This window comes from Geomesophilobacter sediminis, assembly GCF_016458275.1.
Taxonomy (GTDB): domain Bacteria; phylum Desulfobacterota; class Desulfuromonadia; order Geobacterales; family Geobacteraceae; genus Geomesophilobacter; species Geomesophilobacter sediminis.
In genome coordinates, this window is sequence record NZ_JAEMHM010000002.1 from 322,304 (window position 1) to 344,218 (window position 21,915).

The window sequence follows — 21,915 nt, forward strand, 5'->3', positions numbered from 1 at the left end:
ATCCCCGCTGCTCTCCTGACATGCTCCGTCTCCGGTGGTAACCTTACGGGTCTTGACCTTGCTGGGGGCGCACCGGATGACTCGTGCCGGGAGGGGAGCGTCATGAAAATCCTGCACCTGATCGACAGTGGCGGCATGTATGGGGCGGAAACCATGCTCCTCGGCCTGATGGCGGAACAGCTCCGTCTTGGCCTTCACCCGATCCTCGGGAGCATCGCCCCACCGGGGTATCCCGAGAAGCCGGTCGAGGCGGAGGCGCGCCGGCGGGGCCTGACGGTAGTCCCGTTTCGGATGGTTCCGGGACCCAACCCGGCCGGGGCCTTAGCGATCCTTTCCTTTGCCTGGCGGGAGCGGGTGCAGATCCTCCATTCGCACGGCTACAAGGGGGACATCCTGTTCGGTTTCCTCCCCCGGTGGCTGCGCCGGCTCCCTTTGGTCTCCACCCTGCACGGCTGGACCGGAAACGGGCAGGCGCGGGGCCGGCTCGCGCTCTACGAGTGGCTCCACGGGGTGGTGCTGTCTCGGGTTGAGCGGGTGGTCGTGGTGAACCGGCCCATGCAGGAGCACCCGCGGCTTAAGCAGCGCCGGGTCCGGGTGGAGGTGGTCCCTAACGGTATCGCCGAGCCGGCACCAGCCCGGGAGGCGTTGGACCCTGCCTTGGTTTCCTTTTGCGCCGCCGGTTTCGTCATCGGAGCGATCGGGAGGCTGTCGCCGGAGAAGGGCTTTGATCTTTTGCTGGAGGCGGTGGCGGGACTGGTCGCGGAAGGACGGGACCTCCGCCTGGTCGTGGTGGGGGAGGGGGAGCTTCGGGGCGAACTGACCCGGAAGGCGCGCGAACTGGGTCTGGAGGGACGATTCCTGCTTCCCGGTTTTATCCCCGACGGACGCCGCTGCTTGGCTCTTTTTCACCTCTTCGCGATCTCTTCGTCGACCGAAGGTCTGCCGATGACCCTTTTGGAGGCGATGCAGGCAAGGGTGCCGGTGGTGGCGACTGGGGTCGGAGGGATACCCGAAGCGCTCGGGGAGGGGGCCTGCGGGGTGGTGACCGAGGTGTCGGCAGGTGCGTTGCGACAAGGGATACGCGAGGTCATCGACCACCTCGATGCCGCTGCGGAGCGGGCACACCGGGCCCAGCTCAGGGTGGCCGAGCATTATTCCAGTCGGGCGATGGCGGCTCGCTACCTGGAGATCTACCGTCGGGCGGTAAGATGATCCTTGGGGCACCTCGCCCCGACCGGCACCGTTGCCGGTTCCTTCCGGTTACCTCCGACCGCGCTCCGGAACCCGTTGCCGATAACTGCGCAGCAAGGTTGTTACCACTCTCCAATAACTTGGTCATTCCTTGATATTTTCCACCCGTCAGTAAAAGGGCCTTTGCCGACCATCACAACGTCAGCAAAGGCCATTTCTCCATTTGCGTACCTGACCCGGACCCTTCGGTATCCTCGAAGGTCCTTTTCCCTGCCCGTCTGTCCGCATCAGCGAACCGATTTTTTCCCGTGCTGGTATGGTTTGGCCCCAAACCGGTCTCGTTTCCTGGAATGCCGTACCGGTCGTTAGCACAACCAGTATGCCTTTCCTTGAGACCGGTAGGGCTTGCTCGGAGACCGGTATAGCTCCCATGGAGCCTGATACGGTTTCCCTCGCCACTGGATGAGCGGGTTAGAATACCGGTAAAGTTTGGGGGCAAAACCGTACAGCTGCGGACCACGCCGGTACGGGTTTCGTCCCAACCGGTATGGCGGTAGCGATGGTGAAATAGTTCCGGGAGCAGGCAATACCTGCCATGGTGTCGACCGGTATGGTTTCTTCGGAAGGCGGCACGGCTTGTCTCGAAACCGGAAAGGTTTCTCGCGAGGTCGGTAAAGCCTCTGACGAAAGAGGTATGGCCTGGTGGCAATCCATACCAAACCCGGCCACGACCGGGATTTTTATCCGGAGGGAAAGGTTGAAGGGGAGGGTGGGAGGAGCTGCGGGGAGGGGGCCTGAAAGACGAACGCGGCGGCATCTAGGTAGGGATGCCGCCGCGCCGACGGTTGGTCAGGTGATGATGAGCTCGACTACCGGCGACCAGCGACCGGCGAGTCCGTCCTCGTGATATCGTGCCCGAAAATAGACCCGCGTAGCGGGGGTGAGTCCCTTCTTTTCGATCTTGGACCTGTTGAAGATCCCCAGGCTGTTCCAATTCGATTCCACAAGCGGATCCCCGGTCGTCATCTGCACCTCGATGCTGGCATGTTGTTTTGCCCGTTTCACGATTACCAAGGCGCATCCGGTCGCGCCTCGCTTGGCGGAAGTTTCCGGTACCAAGTCCAAAAGACTTTTAACCGCCTTCGGGGGGCCTTTCTGTTTCAACTGGTAGCTGGCATTGAGCAGGAGGCTCGGGTCGTTCCGGTGCAGGGATAAAAGGACGATGTGGCCGGCGTTTTTGATAAGCGCCTGTTTCCCCACGGCCATTAAGGTCTTCTGCTCGATGAGCCGATCCCGATCCCGGCCCAAGGCGGCAATGCGGGCAACCTCTAGCCCGTCGGCGATCTCCCTGAGACCTGAGGCCTTGGTCACGTATTCGGGGAGTTCCCCCTGAAACGCCGGGTGCGTTTCAGCCTTTTCCGCCGCGTGGTGGATGGTGGCAATGAGGTCGTTGACCGATAAGTCGTCGATGCCTGAAGTATCGTAGGGGTCTGGAAACGTTGCCATGATTTCACCTCCAGTTAGCTCGATGATCCGATGCTTGGCGATATGTTGGCAAATTTTAATTTGGCATTCGGGCAAGTCAACACCTGCCCCCCTACTTTTTCCGAGCGGGGTGTCTTCCGAACGCTGAGACCACGTAAGGCAAATGAAAAGCCGCGGACCCGAAGAGCCTCTGGTGAAATACCTCACCTCGGAGTCTTGGCGTTCCCGCGGCTTCGCGTTGAACGAACTCTCAGATCCTACTTATGCGGCGGCGAGCTTGCGGTCGATGTCGGCGAGGAGATCACCGACGCTGCGCTGCTTGAGGAGCTCTTTTTGCTGGAAGCGGATGTTGAATTTCGCCTCGATGGTAGTGATCAGGTTGACGTGGGAAAGGGAGTCCCACCCGTCGACGTCGGCGGCGGTCATCTCGGGGTGGATCTGGATCGTGTCGTCGTCAAATACCATGCAGAAGATTTCGTTGAGTTTTTCCATCGTGGACATGTCTTAGATCTCCAATGTCGAAGTGTCGCCGGGATCTTCACCCAGGTAGCGGGCTTTGAGGACCCGGCGCATGATTTTGCCGCTCTTGTTTTTCGGAATGCTGTCGCAGAAGACGATCTCCTGCGGCGTGGCGATGCTGGAAGCACGGTTGGAGACGTGGAGCCGGATCTTGATCTCCAGGTCGCGGTCGGGCTGATAGCGCTCGTGCAGTTGCACGAAGGCAACCACCTTCTCAAACAGAAGCTCGTCCGGGGCGCCGATCACGCCGGACTCAGCGACTTCCTCGATTTCCAGAAGGGCGCTTTCCACCTCGAAGGGGCTGATGAGGTGGCCGGCGGTGTTGATGACATCGTCGCTTCGCCCCATGAACCAGTAGTAGCCGTCAGGGTCCCGGCGGGCGGTGTCTCCGGTGTAGTACCAGCCGTTTTTGAACTTGGATTGGTAGGCGGACTCGTTGTTGAGGTAGGTGACGAACATCGAAGGCCACCCCGCCTTTACGCAGAGACTTCCCTGCTCCCCGTCGGGGAGCGGGGTCCCGGCGTCGTCCAGGATGGCCGGCTCGATGCCGGTAAACGGCTTCCCCATCGATCCGGGGCGCACCTCGATGCCGGGGCGGTTGGTGATCATGATCGCGCCGGTTTCGGTCTGGAACCAGGTGTCATAGATGTCGTGATCGAGCACCCGGCGCGACCATTGGATGACTTCAGGGTTGAGCGGCTCGCCGACGCTGTAGATGCGCCGCAGCGTCGACAGGTCGGCGGAGGTGAAGACCTGCTCCTCCTCGCGCATCAACATGCGCAGCGCGGTGGGGGCCGAATACCAGACCGTCACCTTTTCCCGGGCGATCAGGTCCATCCAGGCCTGGGCGTCGTATCCGCCGCCGTAGTGGAGCTGGGTGATTCCCAGGCTCCAGGGGCCGATGATGCCGTACGAGGTCCCGGTCACCCACCCCTGGTCGGCGGTGCACCAGTAGAGATCGTCGTCTTTGAGCCCCAAGACGTCCCGTGCGGTCGCCTGCTGGCTGGCGAGGCTCCCGTGCCGGTGCAGCACCCCTTTGGGCTTGCCGGTGGAGCCGGAGGTATAGTGCAGGACCGAGGGGGTGTCCGGGGTAGTGTCGGCGACCTGGAACTCGGCGGAGGCCTCCGCCATGATCCGGGTGTAGCTGACCACCCCCTGGGCCGGGTCGTCGTCGCCATCGACCAGGATCACCAGGCGCAGGTCGGGCAGGCGCTCCCGGACCCGGGCCAACTTCTTGTAAAGGCTCTTTCTGGTCACGATCCCGACCGCCTTCGAATCGCCCAGCCGGTCCAACAGGGCGTCTTCGCCGAAGTTGGAGAAGAGGGTGCCGCAGATGGCCTGAAGCTTCAGCGTGCCGAGAAAGGAAAAGAACTGTTCCGGCATCTTGGGCAGGAAGGTGAAGACGACCTCGCCGGGGGCTACCCCCAAGCTGGTCAGCGCGTTGGCGAAGCGGTTGGAGTGGGCCTCGAGATCGGCGAAGCTGTAATCGGTGCGGTTGCCGTGAAGGTCGACCCACCGCATGGCGGTCTTGTCGGCGCGACCCTGCTGGCACTGTTCGAGGGTGCAGGCGAGCGCAATGTTGTGGCTCTTCATTGGTGAGTCCCTCCTGGATCAGCGGTACCGTAATTTCTGACGACTGCTCCCGCACGGCTATCACGAACTGTCCGTCGTGAACGCCGCCAATACCACATTTGTTGGAAACTTGTCAACCGAAAGGCATTTCCCCCTCCGGCACGGTTCCCGGAAATCGCACTTCCCGCTGTCGCCTTCCCCCGTTCAGTTTCCCCGCCGATCCACGGCATATTCGCCCAAACTCATCCCCCAAGGCCACGCCGATCTCTTTTGCGGGACGGATCCGACCTCTTGCGTCCGTGCTTCTCTCCCGAGGTACCGGTGGTAGAATGACGCAGTGTTAAAAGGATATAATCTTCTCCCGGTGCAGGAGGTTCATATGATGCTGCGTAGTGTTAGTACCGACACCGACCCCGGCTCGTGGGATGCCTTCGTATCCGGCCACCCCCTTGCCACCGGTTATCATCGCTACGGCTGGAAGGAGGTCATTGTCGAGGCGTTCGGACACGTCCCTTATTTTCTGTCCGCCTGCGACGAGGTGGGGGGAATTCAGGGGGTGCTCCCCCTGATTCACATGAAAAGCGTCCTCTTCGGTAATTTCCTGGTATCGGTCCCCTTCGTGAACTACGGCGGGCTGCTTTGCAACTCCACCGCCGCGGCAGAGGCCCTTCTGGCCAAGGCGGAACGGTTGCGCTGCGAGCTGGGTGCCGACCACGTGGAGCTGCGCCATCTCGGCGCGCAGGTTCCCGGACTGCCGACCCGCCAGCACAAGGTCACCATGCTCCTGACCCTTGCCGACGATGCGGAACGGCAGTGGCAGACGTTCAACTGCAAATTGCGCAATCAGATCCGCAAGGCCCAGAAGTGCGGGCTGGAATGCATCTCGGGGGGGCTGGAACTGCTCGACGAGTTCTACGCGGTTTTCGCCCGCAACATGCGCGACCTCGGGACCCCGGTTTATTCCCGGGACTTCTTCCGCAGGGTTTTGGCGGCCTTTCCCGAGGAGACCCGGGTGTTCGTGGTCCGCTCCGGGGCGGCCGCGGTGGGGGGAGGGATCGCCTTCTGGTTCCGCACTACCGTCGAGGTCCCCTGGGCCTCGTCGATCTCCAGCTACCGAACCATGTGCCCTAACGACCTGCTGTACTGGGAGGTGATCCGGTTTGCCATCGACCGCGGCTTTCGCACCCTCGATTTCGGACGATCGACCCCCGGCGAGGGGACCTACCATTTCAAGAAGCAATGGGGCGCGGAGCCCGTGCCTTTGAACTGGCAGTATCTTTTCCCGGACGGCACCCCCTTTCCCGAACTTAACCCCAAAAACCCGAAGTTCCGCCTGGCGGTAAGGCTCTGGAAACAACTGCCGCTGGTACTCACCAACCTGATCGGCCCGCGCCTGGTGCGCAACATCCCGTAGCGCCCGTTAAACACCAACCATTTCAATCAGGAGAATCGACCATGGCACTTATGGAAACACTCACTCAGGTATTCCGGCTGGTTTTTGATGACACCACCCTCCACATCCATCCCGAGACGACCGCCAACGACATCGACGGCTGGGACTCGCTCACCCACATCAACCTGATCACGGCGATCGAGGCCGAGTTCCGGATCCGCTTCACCCAGACCGAACTGCTTGCTGCCAAAAATGTCGCCGACCTGCTCGCCACCATCGAGAGCAAACTCGCTCCGTCGGCGTGATCGGACCTCCAAGTTAGGGATTTTCTTGACCTGCGGATTGTCTTAACCTGAACCCCCTAATTAAATACCGGCTTCGGCCTTTGCGGTACCCCCGCGATCCACCGCGCAGGAAAACTGCCGGGGGATCTTTTTGTGCGTTTTTTCAGCCTGTTATTGCCTTGGAGGGGGAAGTTGGTGTATTGTGACGCCTGCTTATTTAAAGTGATTCAGCAGGATGCCGATACGTTTGACATGATTCATGAGCTGTTTGCCGGTTCTCGCAGGGCCGGAACTTAACTAACGGAGGGAAGATATGGTTTCAAAGCGCGTTATCTCCGTCATCGGACTCGGCTATGTCGGGCTGCCGGTGGCGGTTGCTTTTGGAAAGGTGCGCCGCACCGTAGGTTTTGACATCAACGCCACCCGGATCGCGGAACTCAAGGATGGCCACGACCGGACCGGCGAGGTCGCCCGCGAGGATCTGCTGAGCGCCGATATCCTCTTTACCAACAGCATCGATGAGCTCAAACGCGCCGATTTCCATATCGTCGCCGTTCCCACCCCGATCGACGACGCCAACCAGCCGGACCTCACCCTCATGTACCGCGCCTCCGAAACCGTCGGCAAGGCGCTCAAAAAGGGGGACATCGTCGTCTACGAGTCGACCGTTTACCCCGGCGTGACCGAGGAGGAGTGCCTCCCGATCCTGGAGAAGGTCTCCGGTCTCAAGGGCGGGGTCGATTTCACCGTCGGCTACAGCCCGGAACGGATCAACCCCGGCGACAAGGAGCACACCTTCACCAAGATCAAGAAGGTCGTCTCCGGCCAGGACGATGAGACCCTGGAGATCGTCGCCGACGTCTACTCCTCGGTGGTCACCGCCGGGGTGCATCGCGCGCCGAGCATCAAGGTGGCCGAGGCGGCGAAGGTCATCGAGAACACCCAGCGTGACCTCAACATCGCGCTCATGAACGAGCTTGCCCTCATTTTCGACCGGATGGGTATCGACACCAGCGCCGTCCTCACGGCGGCCGGCACCAAGTGGAACTTCCTCAAATTCACCCCCGGGCTCGTCGGCGGACACTGCATCGGGGTCGATCCCTACTACCTCACCCACAAGGCGGAGAAGCTCGGCTACATCCCGCAGGTGATCCTCGCCGGAAGGCGGATCAACGACGGCATGGGGAAATTCGTCGCCCAGCGCGCGGTAAAGGAGATCATCCATTCCGGGCATCAGGTGCTCGGCTGCCGGGTAACCGTCTTGGGGCTCACCTTCAAGGAGGACTGCCCGGATCTGCGCAACTCCAAGGTCATCGACATCATCAACGAGCTTTTGGACTACGGAATCGAGGTTCAGGTCTGCGACCCGCTGGCCGATGCCAATGAGGCGCGCCACGAGTACGGGATCGACCTCGTTCCGCAAAAGGACCTGAAGCCGGCGGTTGCGGTGATCGCCGCGGTGGCTCATGCGCAGTACCGCCGGATGTCGCCGGGCGAATTGACCGCGTTGATGACCGAACGGCCGGTTCTCGTCGACGTGAAGGGCGTTTACGACCGGGATGCGCTGCAGGGGCACGGCATCCGTGTCTGGAACCTGTAACATGGCCGGTCATATCGACGCAATCAAGGAGAACCTGGTCCGGGAGCCGCGCACCTGGCTCGTTACCGGCGTCGCCGGGTTCATCGGCTCCAACCTGCTTGAGGCGCTCCTCGAGCTGGACCAGCGGGTGGTCGGGCTGGACAACTTCTCCACCGGGAAACCGGAAAACCTGGCCGAGGTTGCCGCGACGGTGACCCCCGAGCGCTGGGCGCGCTTTGCCTTTGTCGAGGGGGACATCCGGAACCTGGAGACCTGCCGCACGGTCTGCTCCGGTGCCGATTTCGTGCTGCACGAGGCTGCGCTCGGATCGGTCCCCCGTTCGCTGGAGGACCCGATCCGCAGCAACGACAGCAACGTCACCGGCTTTTTGAACCTGCTGGTTGCCGCCCGCGATGCCGGGGTGAAGCGTTTTGTCTACGCCGCGAGCAGCTCCACCTACGGCGACCATCCCGGCCTGCCCAAGGTGGAGGACCGGATCGGCAAGCCGCTCTCCCCCTATGCGGTGACCAAGTACGTGAACGAACTCTACGCCGAGGTCTTCGCCTCGGCCTACGGGATGCAGAACGTGGGACTGCGGTACTTCAACGTCTTCGGCCCGCGCCAGGATCCCGACGGCGCCTATGCGGCGGTCATTCCGCGCTGGATCAAGGCGCTGATCACCGGCGTGCCGGTCCGCATCAACGGGACCGGCGAGACCAGCCGGGACTTCTGTTACGTCCAAAACGTGGTCCAGATGAATCTCCTGGCGGCAACCACGGCCGATCCGGCAGCGGTGAACCAGGTGTACAACGTGGCGGTGAACGCCCGGACCTCGCTCAATGAGCTCTACGACCTGCTGTGCGGGAAGCTGACGCCGCATTTCCCCGCCCTTCGGGGGCGCCGCCCCGAGTACGGCGACTTCCGCAAGGGGGACGTCCTGCATTCCCAGGCGGACATTTCCAAGGCGGCACGGCTGCTCGGCTATCAGCCGACGCATACCATCGATCAGGGACTGGACCAGGCGCTGCAATGGTACATCAACGCCCTGGGCGGGAAGTAACGGAGAAACGTCATTGGTAGTTACGCTGATTTCCATCATCGTGCTTTTGGCCTTCTCGGTCCAGGCGGTGCTGCGCAAACGCAACCACACGGGGCTCTACCTTACCGCGCCGCTGTTCATGACCGCGCTGCTCGAACTCTTCGACCTCTGTGCCCTCACCGGGGTCGTTCCTTCCGTCCCCTGGAAGAATTTGAGCGGCGTCGTCGAGGGGGTCCTCCCGCACCTGTGGCTGGTCTGCAGCCTCACCTACGCCCGGGCCGAGGCTCCCGGCGGGCTCGGCTGGCGCCTCAAGGGGTTCATCGGGGCGGCCTCGCTCCTTTGCCTGGTGCCGCTGCTCTTTCCGGCGGGAGCCATCTATTACGCCCCCGATTTTCCGGCGGAACGGCTGCTGTTTCTCTCCAACGTAGGCTTCATCTATTACGTGGTGATCATGGTGATCCTGGTCGCCGCGCTGATCAACCTCGAGCACACCCTGACCTACGCGGGGCCCGAGGCGCTCTGGCGTGTCAAGCTCGATCTCGTCGCTTTGGGCAGCATGCTCGCGGTGATGATCTTCTATTACAGCCACGCCCTGCTGTACCGCACCATCAACATGGAATACGTGCCGCTGCGCTCGGTCATGTTCGTCGTGGCGGTGGGGATGATGACCTACTCCCGGACCCACTGGAGGGGAGGGGCCCGTATCACCGTTTCGCGTACCGTGGCGTACCGTTCGGTGACCTTTGCCGTGGTCGCGCTTTACCTCATCCTGCTCGGGGGACTCGGCGAGGGGATGCGGCACTTCGGGCCGCTCTTTCCGAGGGTGGTTACCGTCTCGCTTGCTTTCCTGCTCGGGATGGGGCTCTTGATGGTGCTCCTTTCCCCCCGGGTCATGCGGGAGGTAAAGGTTTACCTGCACAAGAACTTCTACCAGAGCAAGTTCGACTACCGGGCTCAATGGCTGAGCCTCACCGAGCGGCTCGCCACCTTTGACAGCGAAAACGACCTCATGAAAAAGGTGCTCGTGGCCTACTGCGACACCTTCGGCGTCAAGGGGGGAGGGCTCTTCCTGCACCAGCCCGGCTGTGGCTGGTATTGCGCCACGTCGGTTCGCGAGATGGAATCGGTGCACGAGATCCTGCCCGAGGACAACCTGCTGGTCGCCTACCTTAAGGACCGGCGCTGGGTCTTTTTCCGCCAGGACGATAATCCCGCGATTCTGGCCGAAAGCGGGGAGTTTCTCGACCGGCACCGGATCTCCTTCGTGATCCCGCTTTTTGCCGCCGACTCGTTCATCGGATTCATCGTCTTGGGGGAACTGGTGGCCCCGGACGAATCGTTCCGTTACGAGGATTTCGACCTGATGAAGACGATGGCCCGGCAGGCGTCGCTCGCCATCCAGCACCAGCACCTCTCCCAGGAGCTGACCCAGGCAAAATCCCTGGAGGCGGTGGGAAACCTCGCCACCTTCGTGGTGCACGACCTGAAAAATCAGCTGGCGACGGTCTCCCTGATCGTGGAGAACGCCCGCCAGCACATCCACAACCCCGAGTTCCAGCAGGACCTGCTGGTCTCGTTGGGAAACACCGTGGAAAAGATGCAGCGCCTGATCGGCAGGCTCAGAAACCTCGGCGAGAGCGAGTTCTTCGCCCTCAAGTCGGTCGACCTTCTGGAGCTCTGCCGCAAGTGCGCCAAGGTGATGGGGGAGGGGGTCGCCGTCAACGGCACCTCCCAGTTCGTTCCGGTGGACGAGGGTGAGATCCAGAAAGTGGTGCTGAACCTGATCATTAACGGCATCGAGGCTTCCCAGGGGGCACGTGATGTGCAAGTTGAAGTCGGGTTCCAGAAGGCCCCCTTCATCCGGGTCTCCGACCACGGGTGCGGCATGTCTCCCGCTTTTTTGCGCACCCAGCTCTTCATGCCGTTTCAGACCACCAAGAAAAAAGGTCTCGGGATCGGACTGTACCAGTGCCGCCAGATTGTCGAGGCGCACGGTGGCCGGATCGAGGTGAAAAGCGTGGAAGGGAAGGGGTCCGACTTCACCATCTGGTTTCCCCCGCCCGAGCCCGGCGCCGCTGGGCTTGCGGCAGTAGCCTAGGAGGATTTTCGTGAACAGACTGCTCATAGTAGACGACGACCAGGACATCCGGCAGCAGCTCAAATGGGGGCTGGGGCAGGATTTCACCCTCCATCTTGCCGGCGACGCCGATGAGGCGATCCATCTTTTCCGCAACGAGAAGCCGTCGGTGGTGGTGCTCGACCTCGGCCTTCCCCCGCAGGTCGAAACCTCCGAGGTGGGATTCCAGCTTCTGGAACAGATGCTCGAGATCGAGCCGCTGACCAAGGTGATCATGCTCACCGGCAACAACGAGCGGGAAAACGCCCTGCGCGCCCTGCGCATGGGAGCCTGCGACTTCTATGCAAAGCCTCCGGTCCTGAGCGAACTGAAAGTGATCATCTCGCGGGCCTTCCACCTGGCCGAGATCGACCGGCAGAACCGGAGCCTGCAGCAGGAGGGGGAGGCGCCGGAAGAGACCTGGGGGATGATCGGGAACTCCCCGGAAATGCGCGAGGTTTTCGCCACCATCCGGAAGGTGGCCGCATCCAACGCGCCGGTTTTGATCACCGGGGAAAGCGGCACCGGGAAGGAACTCGTGGCCGGTGCGGTCCACCAGGCGAGTCTGCGGCGCAAGGGGCCGTTCGTGCCGATCAACTGCGGTGCGATCCCGGAGAACCTCCTGGAATCTGAGCTGTTCGGCCATGAGCGGGGTGCCTTTACCGGCGCCCATGCCGCCGTCTCCGGTAAACTATCCCTCGCCCACAAGGGGACCCTTTTCCTGGACGAGATCGGCGAGTTGCCGGTCAATCTGCAGGTGAAGCTCCTCCGTTTCCTGCAGGAGGGGACCGTCCAGCGGGTCGGCGGGCGGGATGTGATTTCCATCGATGCCCGTACCACCTGCGCCACCAACGTCGACATCCCCAAGGCGATCCAGGAGGGGAGGTTCCGGGAGGATCTCTACTACCGGATCGGTGTGATCAACATCAAGCTGCCACCGCTTCGGGAGCGCGGGGACGACGTCCTGCACATTGCCGACAATTTCATCCGGCACTACGCCCGGGAGAACAACAAGAAAAACGTCCGGTTCTCTCCGGCCGGTCTGAACTTCCTCAAGAAGCATCCCTGGCCCGGCAACGTCCGGGAACTGCGCAATCGGGTGCAACGGGCGGTGATCATGTGCGAGGGGACGACCATCGGGCCGCTGGATCTGGGCTGTGACGCGCTGCCGGCCGAGGCGCCCGAACCGCAAAAGCTGAAGCTCTCGCTGCGCGAGGCGCGCGAGAATGTGGAGCGGGAGATGATCAAGGCCGCCATCGAGCGGCAATCGGGGAACATCCTGAAGGCGGCCGAGGAGTTGGGCGTGAGCCGTCCGACGCTCTACGACCTGATGAAGAAGCTTTCCATTAACCCGAACGGGTAGTGCAACCAAGGTAAAGGGAGGCCGCAGCGGCTCTTCTTTTTTGCCCGATGCATTAAGCACAACGATTTGGACGGTACGATAGGTATCCTGAAAAGGGGAGCAGTTCTGCTCCCCTTTTCCTATCAAAACGGGTAGGTTGTGGTGTTCTGACCTGTGGGTGGATCTTGGTGTCTGTAAGAATTTTCGACATGTCTGAGATCCTTCCCGCCGGCAAACGAACTTAAAACCCTAAAATTCAAGGCTATTGGCGGATTGGAGTTTGCATTAACTGTCAGGATTTTCGACATTCATTATTTTACCCATAATCTCTTTCTCGTGATTACACGTAGTTGCGTGCTTGGCACCTTCCTTGCTGGTCGTGGGTACCCGATGCATTTTTTGTTGATAAGGAGTGGCGATGAAAACGATAAAAAGCTTGATCCTGGGAGCCCTCCTTATGGGCGCCACCTCAGCCCATGCACTTAGCCTCGATTACAATACGGTTATCTCAGGGGCGATACCGGACGGGACGCTACCTTGGTTGACCGCCACCTTTTCGGATGTGACCCAAAAGGTGAATGGCGTTAATACCAACGGCGTACTCATGGTGTTACGAGCACCAGGGCTCACCGGGTCCTCCGATTTCGTGACGGAATGGGATTTCAACTCGAAACTGAGTACCCTGGCCGGATTGCAGCATGTCGACACCCTGACCGGAACCCAGTTGAAAAGCTTTGCTGCCGGCAGCGATATCGTTCATGGCGGTACAGGGGCTCTGTTTGACATGGACTTCATCTTCTGCTCATCGGCTTCCCAATCGAAGCGTTTCGACGGTGGCGATATCGCCTCGGTCTTCCTGTATGGGGTGAACGGGCTCACCGCCGACAGCTTCAACGCGTACAGTGACCCGATCGACAAGGCCTATCTTTCGGAGGCACACATCCAGGGGATTACCAACCTTACCGGTAGTTCAACCTGGGTCATCCCCGGTGAAGACAATGGCAGCGGTGGCGGCGGTGGGACCCCGGTAGTTCCCGAGCCGGGTACGGCACTACTGCTCGGTGCTGGCATGGCTGGACTCGCCTTGTACCGCCGGACGAGAAAGTAAAACAGAGCAATAAGCAGCAAAGAGGGGGAGCACGACGTGCTCCCCCTCTTTGCTTTGCACCCGGAAGGGCGCATGGCGCATCTCAGAAGCTATCCCGAAACTCCTACCGGTGGCACGGTAATGTCCGGGGATTTTCCTTTCGGGTGCGGTGGCTCGATGCCGCTGGCAGGTTCGGGATTGGCGCCCTCTGCCGCGGGTGTCGGAAAAATTTTCACCAACGCTGAAACCAGAAAGGGGAGCTCAAAGCTCCCCTTTCTGCTTATGTGTTCAGGTTGTGGCTGACCGGCCCTTGCGGCCGGACTGCGGTTGCTAACGGTTTACCGCGATCGAGGTGCTTCCCTGGTTACCTGCGGCATCGTAGGCGATTATCTGGAGGGTATGCGGGCCGGTGGCAACTTTCTGCAGGTTCCAGTTATAGTTCAAGGCATTGGAGGTGGAAGTGCTCTTGAGGACACCGTCGATGTAAAGCTCCATTCGGGTCACGCCCACGTTGTCGCTGCTGCTGGATTTAACCACGGTCGACTTGAGTCCGGAGAGGGATGATCCATTGCCGGGGGAGGTAAACCAAGCCGTAGGCGCCGCCAAATCCTGCCCGTTGCTGACGTTTACCGTGATGGTACTGGTGCCGATATTTCCGGCAGCGTCATATCCCATCGCTTCCAGGGTGTGGCTCCCGTTGGTCAGCTGGGTGGTATCGATGAGATAGGTGTACGGACTTGAGGTGTCGGTTCCCACGAGGTTGCCGTCGCTGTAGAGCTCCACCTTGGTGACCCCGACGTCGTCAGTGGCCGAAACAGTCACCGTGGCCGAACCGGACAGGGACGCCCCGGTCAAGGGTGAGCCGAAGGAGACGGTCGGTGCATTGGTATCGGTATGCGGAACGTAGGTCTGGGCTGCCGATAAGGTTTTCGCTAGGTTGATCCTTCCGTAGCCGAAGGACTGGTCAAAGCCGGGGGTCCCGAGGTCATCGGCGTTCTGGATCAAAAGCGCCTTCACGTCCTGATTGCTGAGGGCTGGATTGACCGAAAGGGCCAGGGCCGCTGCACCCGCGGCCAGCGGGGATGAAAACGAGGTTCCCTGCCAAGCACCGTAGCCACCGCCGTTGTTGGTGGTGTAAATGTACGAACCCGGGGCGGAAAGGGTGATCCAGGAACCATAATTGGAAAAGCTGGAGAGATTATCGTTCTGGTCGGTCGAGGAGACGGCGATTGCATTGGTGCAGGCAGCAGGGTAGTAGGGGGTGGAGGTGCTGTTGTTCATGGCACTCACGAAGACGAGTGCCCCCTTGTTCCAGGCATAATTTACCGCGTTTTGCAGCGTGGAGGAGGCGCTGGAGCCGCCGATGCTGACGTTGATGATTCTGACTCCATGATCTACTGCGAACGTGATGCCGTTGGCGATGTTGCTGTAACTGGCGCTGTCGTTGGCGTCGAGCACGACGATGGGCATGATCGGGTTCTGCCAGGCCACACCTGCGACGCCGATCCCGTTGTTACCGGTTGCGGCCGCGGTTCCGGCGACCGCCGTTCCGTGCCCCAGGACGTCGTGGGTGTCGGTAGTGCTGTTCAGGAAGTTGTACCCGGTGATGAGCCTGCTGGAAAGGTCGGGATGGGTCGGATCGACCCCCGAATCTACGATAGCGATCGGGACCGAGGCCGAGCCGGTAGTGATATCCCAACCGGTGGGAGCGGAGATCTTCGGCAGGTGCCACTGAGAAGGGTAGGAAAGGTCGTTGGGAACGCCGCCGCCGCTGGCCAGGAAGTTTTCTTCCACGAATTTCACGTGCGTGTTCTTCGCAAGTGCGCTCTTAATCTGTGCCAAAGCCTGGGGAGGAACCTTGATTCTCTTCACGTGGATGGCGTTGATGTCTTCCACCACCGTGGCTCCATGGCCGCGAACGACATTTTCGGCATCCGCCTGGGAGACGCCGCCCACGAACTGAACCAGGAGCTCGTCCTCGAGGTAATCTGCTTTGGCCGAGGGGGGCGCTGCGGAGGCTGCGTTTGCGCCGAGGCCGATGGCAATGAGGGTGAAGGTTGCTGCGGCGAGGGATGCGAGGTTTGGTTTGCGGGTTGAAAAGGTCACGGGTCCACCTCCGAAATCTTGTTTCCGGCCAATAAAAACAGGGCACCGGAGAATCAGAGGGAGGTGGTCCCTGTTTCTTCGGCAACCCGGCTGTCCTTCCATCTCTGGGTAGGACCCGTGGCTTTGTGTCCCCCGGTCTCCCGAGGTTTACCTTTATCGGAAACAGCTTGTAATTAGAGCACGTCACATGGTGACACCCTTTTTATTCAAATTCGATGCCAACAACGCTACTATGGTGCCGACTTGGGCAAGTTACTAAAAGTAAATGTTAATTCGGAGGAACGCGGCTGCCGGGGCCGGAGGGACTCTGTTGCAGGATTTGAACATCTCAAGCCCCTTGAAGCCGCTTGCTGGGCTTCTTCCGCCGTCTTGTGCCGGATCTGAACAAGTTCATACTTTGCGCAGCGGGCGAATGTATTTTTGAGTTGCGGAAAAAGAGCGCGGCTGGTTTTGCATCCATACCACTTTTTAAAAAAAGCCCCGTAGCTGGCGTGGTTAGTGCCGGTTACGGGGCTTTGTTCATCGCGGGGCCGCCGTGGGCGCCCCCGGTGGTCCCTAGTTCAACGGGCAGCCGAGGTTGTTGTAGCCGTCCAGCTGGGTGGCCAGGGCGTCGTAGTTTCCGGTGACGACGGCGTTCACTACCGCTGCCTTGATCTGTGCCACGGTGAGCGGAAACCCGGAGATCCGGCCGTCTTCCGCGTTCAAAAGAGCCGCTGCGGCCTGCCGGGCCAGGTTCTCCACTCCGCCCCCCCCAAGGTTGAGGGCCTGGAGCAGGGTGATGTCCGGGGTGAAGGCATTGGTCCCGAAAACGCTGTCGAAGTTGTCCGTGGTATGGCTTGCGCTGGGCCAGTTGGCGGTGTGGGTTTTCCAGTATCCCAGCGAACACCCCTTGCCGCAGGTCGGGGTCGGGAGCTTGTAGAAACCGAAGTCGACGGTCAGGTCCGAAGCCCGGTTGTCCGCGAGCGTCACCGTCGACGGGGTCGGATTGCTGTCGGCGGCCCGGCTGTTCCCCTGAAGGGTGGGGGACGGGGTGAACCCGGCCGGGGTCAGCACCGTCACCGTGTAGGTCCCGGCACAGAGGCCCGAGAACTGGTAGTGACCATCGGCATCGGTGATGGAGCTCATGCCGTTACTGAGCTTCACCGTCACTCCCGCCAGCCCCGGCTCCTTGCATTCCTGGATCCCGTTCTTGTTGAGATCGTTCCAGACGTAGTTCCCGATCACGCCGGTGCAGGTGGGCGCCGGGGTCTTGTAGAACCCGAAGTCGATGTTCTGTACCGAACTGGAACTCGCGGTGAGGGTCACCTTGGCCGGGCTCCCCTTGCTGTCCTTCGCGGTGTTGCCTCCCTGGCCGGTCGGGGACGCGGTGTAGCCGGCGGGAGTGGCGACGGTGATGGTGTAGTCGCCGGCGCAAAGGCCGGTGAACTGGTAATGGCCCGTGGCGTCGGTGGAGGTCTGGTCGCCGTTGCTGAGCAGGACTGTGATCCCGGCCAGCCCCGACTCGGTGCTGTCCTGGACGCCGTTCATGTTGGTATCGTTCCAGATGTAGTCACCGATCTTGCCGGTGCAGGCGATACTCGGCTTGGCGAGTCCGAAATCGGCCGACAGGTTGCTCGCGCTGTCGGAGGTGAGGTTCACCGTCACCGAGGTCGGGGTGGTTGCGCTCCAGCCGCAGGGAGGGCTTACCTTGACCGTGTAGCTTCCCTGGCAAAGACCGGTGAACTGGTAGTGTCCGGTCGCGTCGGTGTAGGCGCTCTTCCCGTTGCTCAGGGTGACCTTCACCTTGGCGATTCCTGCTTCGCCGCCGTTTTGGGCGCCGTTTTTGTTGACGTCGTTCCATACGAAGTCGCCGATGACCCCGGTGCACTGCTGGGGCGGCGTGGTGTCGCCGCAGTGGGTCGGTCCCCCCGGCAACGTGCCGCTGTTGTAGGCGTCGAGAGTGCCGGTGAGGGTACTCGTCGTGGCGGTGTCCAGCGAGCCGGAGCCGACCGGCGGGACCACGAGGGCGCCGATCATGGCATCGGCGCTGGTGATCGCCTGTTGGATCGTCGTGGGTACCATGGTGCCGTTGGCGACGTTCAGCTTGGCCGCGATCAGCTGGTGGGCAAGGGCGATCACTCCGTTACCCGACACCGGCGTGTTAAAAATGGCCAGGAGCTGGGTCTGGGAATAGGAGACGCTTCCCAGCTTGAGGGTGCTTACCGGCCAGTTGCCGGGGTGGTTTTTCCAGTACCCCTGGGTGAAGGTGCAGGTCTTGGTATTGCAGACCACCCAGGCGTCGTCGCTGTCGGAAACCTTGTTACCCAGTACATCCTGCCCGATGACCGTGGCGGTGTTGACGAAAGACTGGGTGCAGTACTTGGTAGGCAGGGCCAGCTGGGGAATCTGGTCGGCGGTCAGGGTGACCGATGCGCCGGCGGCAAGGTTCCCCACTGAGTAACCGGTCACCCCTACCGTCGGGTCGGTCACCGTCACGCCGGTGAGGTCGGTCTGGCCGCAGTTGGTTACCAGGAACCGGTAGGCCAGCGGGGACTGGCGGACGTGGCCTTGGTAGTACTCCCCGGCGTCATAGGTGTCGTCATTGTCGTCATCGTCCTTGTCGACGTCCTGGATGTACGCCTCGTCGGAGTCGTCGTGGGAGATGCCGAGCTTCAGCTTCTTGAGGAGATCGAGGATCCCTCCCTGGGAAAGGGTGCCGTTGGCGAGCTTGGAGAGGAAGTCGTCACCGCTGTCGGTGGTCTTGGTGGTGATCCCCATCGTGGCGCCGGTTTCCTCGGTGTCCGCATCCAGCCAGACCGGGACGCAGGTCGGTGCCGCCGGGATCTTGCAGTAGTCGTCCTTGTTGTCGTCGCTGTTGCAATAGCCGTGGTCGCAGTCGGACTTGGAGCAATGGGTCCCCTTCGATTCGGAACTGCCGCAGTGGGACTGCTTCAGGGTGACCTCATGACAGTAGCTGAGCTTGGTCTGGTAGGTATTGGCGCAGTAGCTTTGATCGCAGTCGCTGCGCTTGCAGTAGTCGTCCTTGGTTTCGTCGGTCTTGCAGTGCTTGTCCTTGGAGCCGGTGACGGTGCAGGTGGTGCTGACCTGCTTCTTGATGCTGACGCAGGCCTGGGCGTTGACGCCGCAGGTCGCGTTGGAATTGGCCGAGACGGCACTGGCACTGAGGGAGCCGGATGCGGTGCAGCTGATGGTGTCGGTCGAGGTTCCCGACGTCGGAACGTAGCTCCCGGTCAAGGTGGCGCTGGCACCCGGTGCCAGGGTCGTCGGCACCCCGGTCAGAACCGCGCCCTGGCTGTCGGTGCAGTTAAAGCCGGCAAGCGATTCGTTGCCGGTGTTGGTGAGCAGGCCGCTGATGCCGATCGGCTGTCCGGGGGCCGAAGCGTTGCTGCAGGATTCGGTCAGCGTCAGCGACGGGGCGGTCAGTACCTGGCAGGTGGCGCTCGAGGTGCCGGTCACCGCGGTCGCGTTGGTGATCCCGTAGCCAGAGCAGGTTACCATGTCGGTGGAGGGGCTGAGGGACGTGACGTAGCCGCCGGTCATGGTGGCGCTGGCACCCGGTGCCAGGGAGGTCGGCACGTTGGTCAGGCTACCTCCTTTGCTGTCACTGCAGACGATCCCGGTGATGGTGTCGTTGCCGGTGTTGCTGATCACCGCGCTGATGCCGATCGGCAGTCCCGGTGCGCCGGCGTTGGCGCAGCTGTCGTTGATGGTCCAGGTCACCTTGGTGTCGATCCCGCAGGTGGCACTGGAATTTGCCGAGACCGAAGCGCTGTTGATGGCGCCGGTGGCGCTGCAGGTGACGGTATCGCTGGAGTTGCTGCCGGTCGGGATGTAGCTCCCGGTGATCGGGGCGCTGGCCCCCGGGGCCAGGGTGGCCGGAACACCGGCGAAGACCGCCCCTTTGCTGTCGGTGCAGCTCAAGCCGGAGAGCGGTTCGTTGCCGGTGTTGGTGATCACGCCGGTCAGAGTGATCGCCTGTCCCGGTGCGGCAGCGTTGCTGCACGACTCGCTCACCGTGAAGACGGGCTTGGTATCGATGCCGCAGGTGGCGCTGGAGTTGGCCGAGACCGAAGCGCTGTTGATGCCGCCGGTGGCACTGCAGGTGATGGTATCGCTGGAGTTGCTCCCGGTCGGGACGTAGCTCCCGGTGATCGGGGCGGAGGCCCCCGGGGCGAGGGTCGCCGGGATGCCGGCAAGGACCGCTCCCTTGCTGTCGCTGCAGCTGAAGCCGCTCAAGGTTTCGTTGCCGGTGTTGGCAATGACGCCGGTCAGGGTGATCGGCTGTCCCGGCGCGGGGGCGTTGCTGCACGACTCGCTCACCGTGAAGGCGGGCTTGGTATCGATGCCGCAGGTGGCGCTGGAGTTGGCCGAGACGGAAGCGCTGTTGATGGCTCCGGTGGCACTGCAGGTGATGGTATCGCTGGAGTTGCTCCCGGTCGGGACGTAGCTCCCGGTGATCGGGGCGGAAGCTCCCGGGGCGAGGGTGGCCGGGATGCCGGCAAGGACCGCCCCTTTGCTGTCGGTGCAACTGAAGCCGTTCAAGGTTTCGTTGCCGGTGTTGGCAATGACGCCGGTCAGGGTGATCGGCTGTCCCGGTGCGGGGGCGTTGCTGCACGACTCGCTCACCGTGAAGGCGGGCTTGGTAACGATGCCGCAGGTGGCGTTGGCGTTTGCCGAGACGGTGACGCTGTTGATGGCGCCGGTAGCGCTGCAGCTGATGGTGTCACCGGAGTTGCTCCCGGTCGGGACGTAGCTGCCGCTGATCGAGGCGGCGCTGCCCGGAGCGAGGGTGGCCGGCACACCGGTGATGGCGGCGCCTTTGCTGTCCGTGCAGCTGAAGCCGGTGAGGGTTTCGTTGCCGGTGTTGGTGATGGTGCCGGTCAAGGTGATCGGCTGTCCCGGAGCCGGCGCGTTGCTGCAGGATTCCGTCACCGTGAAGGCGGGGGCCGTCTTGATGCTGCAGGTGGTCGAAGCGTTGGCGCTGACGACGAGGTTGTCCATCCCCCCCTTCGCGGAGCAAGTGACGATGTCGGTGGAATTGCTCCCGGTCGGGACGTAGCTTGCGCTGATCGAGGCGGTGGCGCCCGGGGCCAGGGTTGCCGGCACCCCGGCGATCACCGTGCCCTTGCTGTCGGTGCAGGTTACGTCGGTGAGGAGTTCGTTGCCGCTATTGGCGACCAGGCCGGTCAGGGTGATGGGCTGCCCCGGGGCCGGGGCATCGCCGCAGTAAGCCGTGACGCTGATTGCCGGGGTGGCGATGACGTTGCAGGTAGCCTGGCTGGTCGCCGTGATGGATACCTGGCTGCCGTTGCCGGTTGCCGAGCAGTTGACCGCGCTGGAGGAAGGGGTCCCGGTCGGGGTGTAGCTGCCGGTGATGGTTGCCGAGGCCCCGACGTCGAGGGTTCCCGGGGTGCCCGAAATGGCGCTCTCCGGCGTGCTGGTGCAGGTAATGCTGGTCAGAGCCTCGCTGCCGGTGTTGGTCAAGACGGCGGAGAAGGCGATCGGCCCCGATCCGGTTGCATCGGTACAGGTTTCTGCTAAAGACATGTACGGCCCGGCAAGGGTCCCGATGGTCCCCTTGGCGTTTCCCTGGAACCCGGCCGCGAAGGAGCCGTTGAACGTGGAGCTCTCGCTGGTCAGGGTGACCCCGATGTCCTTACCGGTGAAGGCGGATTTCAGGGTCCCATCGGTGGTGGAGAAACGGAAGTCAAAGGTGTCGGTCGTGGTGGTGCTGTTGAAAAAGCCGAAGGCCGTGGGCTTGCCGGTGAGGAGCGTGCCGGTGTAGGTTTGTCCCCCGGCCACGACGGTCCCGATGACCGTGATGTTGTCTCCCGCCACATTGGGGATGAGCTTCCCCGTAGCGTCCAGGTGGACGGTGATGCTGAGACTTTTGGTGCCGTTGACCAGAACCGGCGTCGCGGTCGACGAGGCACGGTAGGAGAGCGGGGCCGCGGTGACGGTGAGTACCCCGGTAGTGCCGTCGTAACTGTAGGTGGTTGCCGGAGTGACGCTGCCGATGTTGTAGCTGATCTGCGGATATCCAGGCTGCACGCCCAACAAAGCAGCAAACGCGGTTCCCGTAAATGCCGTTACTATGGTTGCCGCGAAAAGAAGCGCGAGCGAATTGAATTTCAATGCCATGGTAGTTTCCCTCTGGTTGCCCGGCACATCCAGGGCACGATTCCGCCATTCTGGGTGAGCG

Annotated in this window: 13 protein-coding genes and 1 riboswitch; of the genes, 8 read left to right on the forward strand and 5 right to left on the reverse strand. The window is 61.9% G+C overall.

All coding sequences use genetic code 11. The features are described 5' to 3' along the window. Positions 1-102 precede the first annotated feature (102 nt). Entirely contained in the window at positions 103-1,212 is a 1,110-nt protein-coding gene (locus tag JFN93_RS03140; protein WP_199382533.1) for a glycosyltransferase, read from the forward strand. Between the two features lie 828 nt (positions 1,213-2,040). On the opposite strand, the gene JFN93_RS03145 is transcribed toward JFN93_RS03140, so the two are convergent. The 3 genes from JFN93_RS03145 to JFN93_RS03155 form a co-directional block, all read right to left on the reverse strand. Next, complete coding sequence (locus JFN93_RS03145) at positions 2,041-2,697, reverse strand: hypothetical protein (protein ID WP_199382534.1); 657 nt, start codon at positions 2,695-2,697, stop codon at positions 2,041-2,043. A gap of 240 nt (positions 2,698-2,937) precedes the next feature. After that, the gene (locus tag JFN93_RS03150) at positions 2,938-3,177 is read right to left on the reverse strand and encodes an acyl carrier protein (RefSeq protein ID WP_199382535.1); all 240 of its coding nucleotides are present in this window, start codon (positions 3,175-3,177) and stop codon (positions 2,938-2,940) included. Positions 3,178-3,180: 3 nt separating this feature from the next. Further along, a complete protein-coding gene (locus JFN93_RS03155) occupies positions 3,181-4,788 on the reverse strand; it encodes an AMP-binding protein (RefSeq protein WP_199382536.1) in 1,608 nt (535 codons plus the stop codon). Positions 4,789-5,146: 358 nt separating this feature from the next. Here JFN93_RS03155 and JFN93_RS03160 point away from each other — a divergent pair, with 358 nt between their 5' ends. From JFN93_RS03160 to JFN93_RS25440, 7 genes are all read left to right on the forward strand, one after another. Continuing rightward, the gene (locus JFN93_RS03160) at positions 5,147-6,181 is read left to right on the forward strand and encodes a FemAB family XrtA/PEP-CTERM system-associated protein (RefSeq protein WP_236021505.1); all 1,035 of its coding nucleotides are present in this window, start codon (positions 5,147-5,149) and stop codon (positions 6,179-6,181) included. 41 nt (positions 6,182-6,222) lie between these two features. Continuing rightward, positions 6,223-6,465 (forward strand): acyl carrier protein, encoded by a 243-nt coding sequence (locus tag JFN93_RS03165; protein ID WP_199382537.1) that lies wholly within the window; start codon positions 6,223-6,225, stop codon positions 6,463-6,465. Positions 6,466-6,757: 292 nt separating this feature from the next. Beyond that, positions 6,758-8,044, forward strand: coding sequence for a nucleotide sugar dehydrogenase (locus tag JFN93_RS03170; protein ID WP_199382538.1), 1,287 nt, complete (start codon positions 6,758-6,760; stop codon positions 8,042-8,044). A 1-nt stretch (position 8,045) separates the two neighbouring features. Then, the gene (locus JFN93_RS03175; RefSeq protein WP_199382539.1) at positions 8,046-9,083 is read left to right on the forward strand and encodes an SDR family oxidoreductase; all 1,038 of its coding nucleotides are present in this window, start codon (positions 8,046-8,048) and stop codon (positions 9,081-9,083) included. 13 nt (positions 9,084-9,096) lie between these two features. Beyond that, positions 9,097-11,160: an XrtA/PEP-CTERM system histidine kinase PrsK gene (gene prsK / locus JFN93_RS03180; protein ID WP_199382540.1), complete on the forward strand. Its 2,064-nt coding sequence runs from the start codon at positions 9,097-9,099 to the stop codon at positions 11,158-11,160. A 10-nt stretch (positions 11,161-11,170) separates the two neighbouring features. Further along, complete coding sequence (prsR, locus tag JFN93_RS03185; protein WP_199382541.1) at positions 11,171-12,541, forward strand: PEP-CTERM-box response regulator transcription factor; 1,371 nt, start codon at positions 11,171-11,173, stop codon at positions 12,539-12,541. A gap of 397 nt (positions 12,542-12,938) precedes the next feature. After that, a complete protein-coding gene (locus tag JFN93_RS25440) occupies positions 12,939-13,628 on the forward strand; it encodes a PEP-CTERM sorting domain-containing protein (RefSeq protein ID WP_236021506.1) in 690 nt (229 codons plus the stop codon). Between the two features lie 309 nt (positions 13,629-13,937). Here the strand turns inward: JFN93_RS25440 and JFN93_RS03195 are convergent, their stop codons facing one another. Further along, positions 13,938-15,713, reverse strand: coding sequence for a S8 family serine peptidase (locus JFN93_RS03195; RefSeq protein WP_199382542.1), 1,776 nt, complete (start codon positions 15,711-15,713; stop codon positions 13,938-13,940). A 77-nt stretch (positions 15,714-15,790) separates the two neighbouring features. Further along, a riboswitch (cyclic di-GMP riboswitch) is annotated at positions 15,791-15,875 on the reverse strand. A 393-nt stretch (positions 15,876-16,268) separates the two neighbouring features. Next, positions 16,269-21,854 (reverse strand): SdrD B-like domain-containing protein, encoded by a 5,586-nt coding sequence (locus JFN93_RS03200; protein WP_199382543.1) that lies wholly within the window; start codon positions 21,852-21,854, stop codon positions 16,269-16,271. Positions 21,855-21,915 lie beyond the last annotated feature (61 nt).